General features: G+C 68.4%; 1 protein-coding gene and 1 pseudogene. Both read right to left on the reverse strand.

Annotated features, from left to right (window positions below):
• Positions 1–5: 5 nt before the first annotated feature.
• On the reverse strand, positions 6–6,395 hold a 6,390-nt coding region (locus ACNA0R_RS12080), incomplete at its 5' end, for an amino acid adenylation domain-containing protein (RefSeq protein ID WP_415826248.1).
• A gap of 6 nt (positions 6,396–6,401) precedes the next feature.
• Positions 6,402–12,104, reverse strand: a pseudogene (locus ACNA0R_RS12085) (amino acid adenylation domain-containing protein); the annotation flags it as partial.
• Between the last annotated feature and the right edge of the window lie 15 nt (positions 12,105–12,119).

The raw sequence follows: 12,119 nt of genomic DNA on the forward strand, positions 1-12,119 counted from the left end.
TCTTCTCAGCCGGGACCGTCCTCCGCGAGCGCCGTTTCGGCGGCGGTGTGCGCGGCTTCCCTCCGATCCCATGACGACGCCAATGCCTCGGCGACCTGCGCCAGCAGGTCGCCGGCGCGGATGATGGCATAGTGGTCCGCGTCCAAGGTGCGATGGCGCGCCCCGGCGGCATGGCCGAGCTGTGCCGACAGCGTCCATCGTTGTACGGGATCGCGGTCCGCGCGCCACCAGCACCATGGACGGACTCGCACCTTGCCGACGGGCCCGGCTTCCAGCGACAGCGCCTGCAGGCGGCGCGCCACCAGGAAGATGCGGGCCAGTTCCTGCGCGCCCAATGCCGCATGGCCGGCGGTCGAGCCGGCCAGCAGCTCCCGCAGGCGGGACTCCGCGGCTTCCTGCGTCAGTTCCGGGGCGTCGGGGGAATCCGGGGCCGCCGGAAATTCGCGGACGCCGTTGGACGCCGCTGCGGCGCCTTCCACGCGACCGCCGCGGCTCGCATTCCGGACCGCGGCCGTCGCCGCCGCGATGCGGTCGGCTGGGATGTCGGGCACCATCAACTGTGCATAGGCCGGCAGGTCCTCGCGCCAATCGCGCAGCGGATCCTGCTCCAGTCCGCTCACATAGGTATCCACCAAACCCAGGAAGGCCACGGCGCGGCCTTGCGCCTCCAGGCGTTGCGCCATCATCGCGGCCAATGTCCCGCCCAGCGACCATCCGAACAGATGGACGGGCCCTTGCGGCTGCGCGGCCGTCACCATGGCGCAATAGTCATCCGCCATCTGCGCCAGCGAACGATCGACGTGCGCGCCGTCCAGCAGCATGCGGCAAGGCAGGCCATATACGGGCCGGATGCCGTCGAGTTTCCTGGCCATGGGCTGGTAGTCATAGAGCGTCCCCATGCCGGCATGCACGCAAAACAGCGGCGCGCTCTGGTCCTGGCAGGCGTTCAACGGAACGGGTGCGGCCGGCTGCATATCTTCCAGACCCAGCAGGCCGGCGATGGTCGGGCGACGCATCAGATCCCGCAGCGTGAACGACAGGTCGGGCTGCGCGAGCGCGCGTACGCGACTCAGCATCTTCAGGCTCAGCAGCGAGTCGCCGCCGAGCTCGAAGAAGTTGTCGGTCTGTCCCACGCGTGGCGCATCCAGGACTTCCTCCCAGATGGCGGCGAGCTGGCGTGCCGCGTTCGTGGCCGGCGCCACGAAGTCCCGCTCCGCCGCCGCGCTGGGCGCCGGCAGGGCCTGCCGGTCCAGCTTGCCGCTGATCAGGCGCGGGAGCCTGGGCAGCACGGTGATGGACGCCGGGACCATATAGTCGGGCAGCTGCGCGGCGAGCTGCGTGCGCAGCCGCGCGGCCGGCGGGATGGCGCCGGAGCCGTCCTGTCCCGTGCCTATATACGCCGCGAGCTGCGCCCCCGAGGGTCCCTGGCGGACGACGACGGCGGCCTCCTCCACGCCCGGCAGCGCCAGGATGCGCGACTCGACCTCGCCCAGCTCGATACGGAAACCACGGATCTTCACCTGGTTGTCGCGCCGGCCGATGTACTCGACATTGCCGTCGGCCAGCCAGCGCGCCATATCGCCGCTGCGATACATGCGCGTGCCGGGCGCCCCGAAGGGATCGGCCACAAAACTTTCCGCCGTCAGCGCCATGCGGCCCAGGTACCCGCGCGCGACGCCATAGCCGCCGATGAACAACTCCCCGACGTGCCCCACGGGCACCGGCCGCAGATCGGCATCCAGCACATATAGCCGCCGCTCGCCCACCGTCTTCCCGATGGGCGCATAAGGGCAATCGAAGCTCTCGCCGGCCGGCGCCTTCCAGATCAATGGCGTCACGACGGTTTCGGTCGGCCCGTAGCCGTTGATATAGCCGCGCGCCGGCAAATGCGTGCGCACGCGCTCGTAGACGGCGCGCGGCATGGCCTCGCCGCCGAACACGTACAGATCCATGGGCGGCGCATTGCCGTGCAGGGCCGCATGCTCGGCCATCTGCGCCAGATAGGCCGGCGGAAAGGCCGCGTTGGTAATACCGTAGCGATGCAAGGCCTCCAGCGATTCCTGCGCCGTCCACAATTCCTGGCCGCGCACGGCCAGGCGCGCGCCGGTCGTCAGCGCCGTCAGCCAGCGCTCGTGCGCGCCATCGAACGAGAACGACATGAACAGCAGTTCGCGCGATGCCGGCGTCATGCCGTAGATGCGCGCCGTGGCCTGGCAATGCATGGCCAGCGGCCCGTGGCTGACCGCCACGCCCTTGGGCTTGCCCGTGGAGCCGGAGGTATAGATGATGTAAGCCAGGTTGTCGGGCGACAGGCGAACATCCGGTGCGCCGGCCGGCTGGCCCGCGACCGCGGCGGTGTCGCACACCAACACCGGCACGCCGACGCGCGACAGCTGCGCGGGCCCCGATGGCGAAGCCAGCAGCAGCGCCATGCCGCTGTCGCGTGCGATATACGCCAGGCGGTCTTCGGGATGATCCAGATCCATCGGCACGTAGGCCCCGCCCGCCTTGAGCACCGCCAGGAAAGCCACGATGGTATCGAGCGAGCGCGGCATCGCCACACCGACGCGGACTTCAGGCCCGATGCCGTCCTGGATCAACCGATGCGCCAGACGGTTGGCCGCCTTATCCAGCGCGGCATAGCTGTACTCGTCGTCGTCCATGACCACGGCCAACGCGTCCGGCTGCCGCCGCGCATGCGCCGCGATCAAGTGGTGGACGTAGCGCCGTTCGCCGGCCACGGGCTGATCGGCGTCGCGGCTCCAGGCGCGCAACTGATCCAGCGCCGGTTCGTCCAGCCATCCCAGGTCGCCCACCGGCGCATGCGCATCCCGTTCGATCTCACGCAGCAAATGCTCCATCTGGCGCCGCAGGTCCAATACCATCGCGTCGGGCAGATGCGCCGTGGAATAGCAGTACTCCAGTTCTATTTCGTCGGTGGCGACGACCTGGATGTCCATGACGTAGCCGGTCAGGCCGCCGCCCTGGCTGTCCTCGAAGCGCAGTCCATAGCGTTCCTGACCCTTGAGCGCGCGATCCACCGGGTAGTTCTCGAACACGACGATGCTGTCGAACAGCGGCCTTCCGGAAGAACCCGCCCAGCGCTGGATGTCCGCCAGCCCGGCATGTTCATGCTCGCGCAAGCGCAGGTTTTCAGCCTGCAGGTCGCGCAGGAAATCCCCCACCGTACGCGATGGCGCGGCGCGCACCGGAACGGGAATGGTATTGATGAACAGGCCCAGGATATCTTCCACGCCCGGCAAGGCGGCGGGTCGGCCCGCGACGGTGGCGCCGAAGACCACCGTTTCCTTGCCGGCGCAGCGCTGCAGCAGCAGCCCCCAGGCGGCCTGGATCACCGTATTCAGCGTCACGCGCTGGGCCTGCGCGAACTGGCGCAGGGCGGTGGTGCGCGCCGCATCCAGGCGCGAATAAATGCGCGCGTAGCCTTCCGCTTCGGCCTGCTGGCGGGCGCCGGGGCAATGCGCCAGTAAAGTGGGGCCGTCCAGGGACCGCAAGGCCTGCTTCCAGAAGCGTTCGCTGGCATCGCGGTCCTGGGTGCCCAGCCAGCGCACGTAGTGGCCATAGGCCGGACCGGCGGGCGGTAGCGGCTCGCCACCGTAGGCGAGCAGCCACTCGCCTGTCAGGCGGGATGCGCTCCAGCCATCCAGCAGCAGGTGGTGATGCGTCCAGATCAACTGGTGGCTATCCGCATCCACACGGATCAAGGCCAGCCGGGAAAGCGGCGGGCGGGCCGGATCGATGGCCCGCGCTTCGGCCGCCGCGCAGGCGGCGAGCTGTTCCGCCAGATCCGGACGGCCGCGCCAATCGAGGATGCGTACGTCGGGATCGACGTGGCGATGGACAATCTGCAAGGGCCGTTCCATGCCTGACTGCCAGACGAAGGCCGTGCGCAGCGTTGGATGACGCGCCACCATCTCGGCCCATGCGCCGGCCAGGCGGTGGGCGTCGGCGCCTTGCACGCGCACGCTGAGCTGATTGACGTAAAGGCCCTTGCCGGCCGCTTCCAGCGTGTGGAAGAGCATGCCTTGCTGGGTCGGCGACAGGGGGTGGACGTCTTCGATATCGGCGTCGCGCAGGCCTAGCGTGGCGGGCGCCGGCGCGCCGGGGTGATCGGCCAGCTTCCGGCCGATAGTCGAATTGGCGCCCGGCGTGGAGGACTGTGGTGGCGGTTGGCCGGCTTCCTCACCCGCTATCGTCGCGACGGCGGCATGGGCCAGCTCGCCGATGGTCTGGTGCTCGAATACCTGTCTTGGCGTGATCAGCAAGCCGGCCTGCCGGGCTCTCGCGACGATCTGGATGCTGAGTATGGAGTCGCCGCCCAGTTCGAAGAAGTTGTCGTGGCGGCCGATGCGGGTCGCGCCCAGGACTTCCCGCCAGATCGCGGCCAGGGTTGCTTCCGCCTGGCCTTGCGGGGCTTCGTAGCGCTGCGTGGACGCGAACTCGGCCTGGGGCAGCGCCTTGCGGTCCAGCTTGCCGTTGGCCGTCACCGGCAAGGCGTCGAGCATGACGAAGGCCGACGGGATCATGTAGGCAGGCAGGGATGCTTCCAATGCGCGCCGCAATGCCGCCGTGTCGAGCTGCGCGGGCGTGACGTAGGCGACCAGGCGCAAGGCGGCGGCGCCCGCGTCCGACGGCGCGCCGTCGGCTGTCATCGCGGACTGCGCCAGCACCACGGCCTGCTTCACGCCGGACTGGGCCAGCAGCTGCGCCTCGATTTCACCCAGCTCGATGCGCTGGCCGCGCAGCTTGATCTGGTGATCCAGGCGGCCCAGGTATTCAAGCTGGCCTTCGTGATTCCAGCGGGCCAGATCGCCGGTGCGGTACAGCCGTTGGCCGCTGCCGAAGGGGTCGGCGATAAAGCGGTCGGCGGTCAGGGCCGGCCGGTCCAGGTAGCCGCGGCCCAGGCCTGTGCCGCCCAGATACAGCTCTCCCGCAACCCCTGGTGGCACTTCGTTCAGGTTGGCGTCCAGCACGTGCGTGCGCAGGCCGGCGATCGGGCGGCCGATCGGCACGCCGGTGCCGCTGGCGTTCGCGCAATTCCAGGACGTGACGTCGATGGCCGCTTCGGTCGGGCCGTATAGGTTATGCAGCTCCACGGCCGAGAACAAGGCATGGAAGCGGACGCACAGTTCGGCGGGTAGCGCTTCGCCGCTGCAGTAGATGCGGCGTAGCGCTTGCCGGGCCAAGGCCAGCATCGGAGCGCCGCCGCCCAGCGACTCGCAGTGCGACACGAAGGCGTGCAGCATCGAGGGCACGAAGTGCATCGTGGTCACGCCGTGATCGACGATGCGCGACAGCAGCCGTTCGGCGTCGCGATGCTCGCCCACGCCGGCCAGCGCCAGCCGCGCGCCCGCCATCAGCGGCCAGAAAAACTCCCACACCGAGACGTCGAAGCTGAAAGGAGTCTTCTGCAGCACCACGTCGTCACTACCCAGGCCATAGGCTTGCTGCATCCAGGCTATGCGATTGCCCAGCCCGACGTGGCGGTTGGTGGCGCCCTTAGGCTTGCCTGTGGAGCCGGATGTATAGATCACATAGCACGCCTGCTCGGCGTGCACCGGGATCTCCGGCGCATGATCCGGCTCGCCGGCCAGATCCAGCGTGTCGACTTCCAGGACCGCACCGGTCCAGGCCCGCATGCGATCCGACAGCCACGATTGCGTCAGCAGCAGCGCCGGCGCGCTGTCGCGCATCATGTACGCCAGACGGTCATCCGGATACTCCGGATCCAGCGGCACGTAGGCCGCGCCTGTCTTGAGCACCGCGAGCAGGCTCACCACCAGCGACGGATGACGGTACGCGGCGATCGCTACGCGTCGCTCCGGGCCCACGCCCAGCGACAGCAGGCGATGCGCCAATCGGTTCGACTGCCGCTCCAGTTCCGCATAGGTCAACGTCAGCAGACCGGCGCTGCCGGCGCCATCCACCGCCATGCACACCGCCACCGCATCCGGCGTGCGCCCGGCCTGCGCCGCGATGACCGCATGCACGGGCTGATCCCGCCAACCCGCCAAGGCATTGGTCAGCGGTCCGCCTGCCGCCCATGACCGCAAAGCGTCGCCTTCATGTGGCGCTAACACCCCCAGGGTACCCAGCACCGCTTCGCCATCCGAAGCCAAGCGCGACAAGGCTTGCAGCAGCCGACGGCCCAGCATCTCGGCATCCTGCGCGTCGCAGGCAAGCGCATCATGGCTGAGCCGCAGATACAGCTTGCCCCGCTGGGACACGATCAATGTAAAGGGATAACCGGTGTGCTCCGTATTGGTCAGCCCGCTGAACCGCAGGCCGTCGGGCAAGGGTTGTGCCAAGGCCTCGTCCACGGGATAGTTCTCGAACACCACCAGCGTATCGAACAGCGCTCGCCCACCCTGNCCNGCNCNGCGCTGTATCTCATACAAGGGCGAATGCTCATGTTCGCGCGCAGCCACGTTGCGAGCCTGGAGCTGCCGCAACCAGTCTCCCACGGTCTGCGTGGCGTTCAACTGTGCCACGACGGGCAGCGTGTTGATGTACAAGCCGGGTACGCGTTGCAAGCCCGGCAGTTCGTCGGGACGGCCGGACGTGGTTGCGCCGAACACGACCGCGTCCTGCCCCGTATGCAGGCTCAGCACCAGGGACCAGGCCGCCTGCACCAGCGTATTGAGCGTGATACGTTCGCGCCTCGCATAAGCCGCCAGCGCCTGCGTGTCCTCTTCATCCAGTTCCAGTGTCCAGCTGCCATACCGGTCTTCGCGCTGTGCGTCCGCCTGCCCGGCCCGCGCGGAGATCGCCTCCGCCAGCAAGGTCGGCGCTTCCAGTTCATGCAGCTGCTGCATCCAGTAGGACCGCGTGGCGTGCATGTCGCGCGTGGAAAGCCATTGCAGATAATCCCTGTAGCGTCCGCCGGGACGCGTCACCGCCTTGCCCGCGTATTCGCCCAGCACTTCACCGAGCAGTTGGGAGGTGCTCCATCCGTCCAGCAGCAAATGGTGATGCGTCCAGATGAAGTGGTCGTAGTCGTCGTTCACCCGGACCAGCAGGCAACGCATCAACGGCGGCGCCGCAAGGTCGAAGCCGGCTGCACGCTGTTCAGCGGCCAGGGCGTCAAGCCGCGCGGCCACTTCGTCGGCATCGCCACGAACGGCCTGCAATTCGAAAGGCAGCTGGACCTGGCGGGCGACCCATTGCAATGGCGCCCCCGCTCTCGCGATAAAGCCCGTGCGCAGCACGTCGTGGCGTACGACGGCCGATTCCCAGGCGGCGCGGAAGCGCACTGGATCGAGCGCGCGCACGTCGACGCGCAGCTGGTTGATATAGGGCTGGCCGGCGGCCGGTTGATTGGGGTAAGGCCGGGTCGTCGCCGCCATGGCGGCGTCCCGCTCGTAAATCGAATGGAACAGCATGCCCGCCTGCATGGGCGTAACCGGGTAGATGTCCTGCCACTGGCTCACGGGGGCGGGAATGGGCAGGCCATCGAGTTCGGCCTGAGTCAGCCGGGCCAGCGGAAAGTCGGAGGGCGTCACGCCGCGCGCGCCGCTGGCGCAATGCCCGATCAGGGTGGATAGCGCGCTCGTCCAGCAATCGGCCAGGGCGCGCATCGTCTCGCCGCGCCATTGAGCGCGGCTGAAGCTCAAGGCCAAAGTCAGGCGGCCGTCGTATACGCGGCCATTGACCGTGAGTGCGTGGCTTAGCGGGGCGCTGTCCAGTTGGCCGGATCCAACGTCCTCGGCAGCAATACGCCAGTCCTGGCCGGCGCCTACGGTGGCATCGAACTGGCCCAGGTAGTTGAACAGGATGGGAGCCTGCGGCGCCTTGGCCAAGGCGTCCCGGATCGACGGTTCGCCCCAGAGTTTCAGCAAGCCGTGGCCCAGGCCGCTACGCGGGATGGCGCGCAGCTGTTCTTTGGTGCATGGAATCAGTTGATCCAGCCCGCCTTCGGTATCCAGCACGACAGGATAGATGGTGGTGAACCAGCCCACGGTGCGAGTGATGTCCGGAGCGGCGGCGCTCGCCGCGATGCCGTGCGGGTGATGATCATCCGAGCCGGTCTCGCGGCCATGGCCTTCCAGGTCGATGCGTACCGTGCGCAGGCCGCGCCATTGCTTCAAGGCCGAGGCCAGGGATGCCAGCAACAGGTCGTTGACCTGCGTGCGGTAGGCGGCGGGCGCCTGGCGCAGCAGGGACTGCGTCTGTACGCGCGTCAGGCTGACTTCGATATGCCGCTGATCGCACACGCGCGCGGTGCCGTCCGGGTGGTCCGGCGCGGGAAAGTCGCCGGCGGCCTGGTCCAGCCAGTATTGCGCCTCGGCCGCGTGCACGGACGCTTGCCCGCGCAGATGGCGCGCCCAGGCGCCGTAGCCGGCCGTGCGCGCGGGCAGCGGCACGCCGACTTGGCCGTAGGCCTGACGCAGATCCTCCAGCAGAATGCGCCATGACACCCCGTCAATCGCCAGATGGTGCACCACCAGCAGCAAACGCCAGCTGCCGTCGGCCACGCGCAGGCGCACCGCGCGCAGCAGCGGGCCGTTCGCAATGTCCAGGCTGGCCTGTGCCCGCGCGCAATGCGCTTCGATTTCCGCGGCGTCCCGCGCCGTCAGGTCCCAGACTATGTCTTGCCCATGGATCGCGTCCATGTCCGCATACGTCTGGATCCACTGTCCATCATCGCCGCGGTGGAATCGCAGGCGCAGTGCATCGTGATGCGCCAGCACCGCCGCCAGCGCGCTACGCAGCGCGGCCATATCGATCTCGGCATCGCTGTGCAGCAGCACCGCCTGGTTCCAGTGATCATGCGTCGGGAGCGGCTGCGCCAGGAACTGGGCCTGGATGGGCAGCAAGGGCAGCTCACGATCCGCGGCGGCATCGTCCTGGTGGGCGCTATGCGTGGATGCGCCGTCCTCCAACATGGCCACTTCCGCCAGGGCGGCGATGCTTTGGCGTTCGAACATCTGGCGCGGACTGACGCGCCAGCCCGCCTGTCGCAGCCGCGCGACGATCTGCAGGCTCAAGATCGAATCGCCGCCCAGTTCGAAGAAGTTGTCGTGGCGGCCGATCCGGGCGGCGCCCAGGACTTCGCGCCAGATCGCGGCCAGGGCTTCTTCCGCCTGGCTTTGCGGGGCTTCGTAGTTTTGCGTGGACGCGAACTCGGCCTGGGGCAGCGCCTTGCGGTCCAGCTTGCCGTTGCCGGTGATCGGCAATGCTTGCAGCGCAACGATCGCCGCCGGCACCATGTATGCCGGCAAGACGCGCTCCAGCGCCTGGCGAAGCGCGGCCGTGTCCAGGCTTGCCGGCGTGACGTAGGCGACCAGCCGGGCATTCCCCTTGCCCTCGCCTTCCGCAGCTGACTGCGCCAGCACCGCGGCCTGCTTCACGCCAGGCTGGACAAGCAGTTGCGCTTCGATTTCACCCAGCTCTATGCGAAAACCGCGGATTTTTACTTGCTGGTCCAGCCGGCCCAGGTATTCCAGCTGGCCGTCCTGGGTCCAGCGCGCCAGGTCGCCGGTGCGGTATAGCCGCTCCCCCTTGCCGTCGGGATGGGCGACGAAGCGCTCGGCCGTCAGGCCCGGGCGGTTCAGATAACCGCGCGCCAGGCCGGCGCCGCTGACGTGCAATTCCCCCGGCACGCCTATGGGCGCGGGCGACATTTCCTCATCCAGTACGGCCAGGCCGAGGTCGGGAATGGCCATGCCGATGGGACTGCTGCCGGTGTCCACGTCGGCCAGGGTGATGGGCCGATACGTGACGTGGACGGTGGTCTCGGTGATGCCGTACATATTGACCAGACGCGGCGCCCGGTCGCCGAAGGCGGACATCCATGGCAGCAAGGCGCGCGGCTCCAGCGCTTCGCCGCCGAAGATGACGACGCGCAGCGCGAGGCCGTGGCCATCGGCCTGCCGGTACAACGCGGGGACCTGCATCAATTGCTGGAAGGCCGAAGGCGTCTGGTTGAGGACGGTCACGCGCTGTTCGCGCAGCAGATCCAGGAATTCATCGGGCGAGCGGCTGACGGCGTAGGGAACGACGACCAGCTTGCCGCCGGTGCAGAGCGCGCCGAATATTTCCCATACGGAGAAGTCGAAGGCGTAGGAGTGGAATAGCGTCCAGACGTCGTGCGGGCCGAAGCCGAACCATGGGTCGGTGGCGGATAGCAGGCGGCGCACTTGGCCGTGGCATAGTTGCGCGCCTTTGGGGCGTCCGGTTGAACCGGACGTGTAGATGACGTAGGCAAGGTTGGCGTCGCCGATGGGGACGTCGGGGTTGCGGGCGCAGGCGTCGTCCGGCGCCACGGCGCCGGTTGCGCCGGGGTCAGCGGCGCCCATGCCGGCCGCGTCAAACTCCACTACCCGGGCGTTGGCCGGCATGGCGTCCTTCAGCCAGGCCATGCCGCTCGCCAATTCCGTCTGCAGCATCAGATGCGTCATGCCGCTGTCGCGCGCGGTATAACGCAGGCGCTCTTCCGGATAATCGGGATCCAGCGGCACATACGCACCGCCCGCCTTTAAGATGGCAAGCATCGCCACCACCATCCCGGCGGAGCGCTGCGCGGCCAGCCCGACGCGTACTTCCGGACCGACGCCTTCCGCGATCAAGCGGTGTGCTAAGCGGTTGGCACGCGCGTTCAGCTCCGAATAATCGAGCACGCAATCCCCGCAGGCCAGCGCCGGCGCGCGCGGATGGCGACGGACGGCCTCTTCGAACCGGCGATGAATACCGGCTTGCCCCGTACCCCGCGATTCTTCACCCAGGACACGCCGGTCTCCCCAGCTGGCCAGCCGCTGGAGCTCGCTGTCGGAATTCAAACGCGCCCGCGCCACGCGGACCCTCGCATCCTGCGTGATCTGCTCCAGCAAAGCCAGATAATGCCGCCCCAGCTGCTCCATAGTGCGCGGCTCGAACAGCTCGCCGGCATAGACCAGATTCACCGCGATCCGCCCATCCGGCAGCTCCGCGGTATTGCAGGTCAGCTCGAACTGCGCCGCCTGTCCGCCGATCGGAAAATCGGCAATCTCCAGCCCCGGCAGCGCGCGCAGCGCCCCGTAGTCCGGCCGCTGGTGATTGAACATCGCCTGGAACAGCGGCGTCCGGCCGACGGCGCGGTCCGGCTGCAAAGCCTCGACCAGATGTTCGAAAGGCAAGTCCTGATGGGCCTGCGCCTGCCGGGCCGCGTCGCGCGTCTGCGCGATCAGCTGGCCCAGCGTGGTGGCCGGCGTGATCGTCGCCCGCATGACCTGGGTATTGACGAAGAAACCGATGATCGCTTCCGTGCCTTCTCGATGGCGGTTGGCGATCGGCACCCCCACGCGGATGTCCGCCTCGCGGCAATAGCGATGCAACAAGGCCTGGAAGGCGGAAAGCAACAGCACGTAGACCGTGGCCTCCTGCGCGCGTGCCGCCTGCCGCAGCGCTTGCGCCAGCCGCGGCGGAACATCGAAGCCATGGCTGTCCGCGCGATAGACGCCATCGCCGCGGCGCGGGGCGTCCACGGGGAGATGCAACACCGGCTGTTCGCCGCCCAGCCTGTCCGTCCAGTAGGCCAGTTGCCGGCGGCCCTCGCCCTGCTCCAGCCAGGCGCGTTGCCGTGCGGCGTAGCCGGCATAGTCGCCGGGGAGCTCCCGCAAGGCCGGCGTTTGCGCTTGGGCATAGGCGCGATACAGCGAGGAGAATTCCTCCACGAGGATCTGCATGGACCAGCCGTCGGAGACGATGTGGTGCATCGCGAGCACCAGGACGTGGCTCTGTTCGTCCAGCCGGATCAAGCCGACGCGCAGCAACGGTCCTGTCTCCAGGTCGAAGGGCTCGGCCACCCATGCGCGCGCCGCGTCACGTGCCTGCGCATCGCGCTTATCCGGCGGCGCGAGCCGCAGATCGCACTCGCGGATGATGACCGGCGCGGCGGCAAGGACTTCCGGCAGGGCCAGGCCGTCGGCCGTCGGAACAAAGCGCGTCCGCAGGCCGGCATGGCGCGCCACCAGCGTGTCGAAGCCGCGGGAAACCGCTTGCAGGTCCAGCATGCCGCGCAGTTGCATGGCGCCGCTGACGTGGTATGCGGAGCTGTTCGGGTCCATGCGCCAGAGGAACCATTGCCTCTGCTGCGCGTAGGACATCGCCGGTTGCCGCGG

Origin of the sequence: Bordetella sputigena, assembly GCF_965137885.1 — a bacterium.
Lineage (GTDB): Bacteria > Pseudomonadota > Gammaproteobacteria > Burkholderiales > Burkholderiaceae_B > Bordetella_C > Bordetella_C sputigena.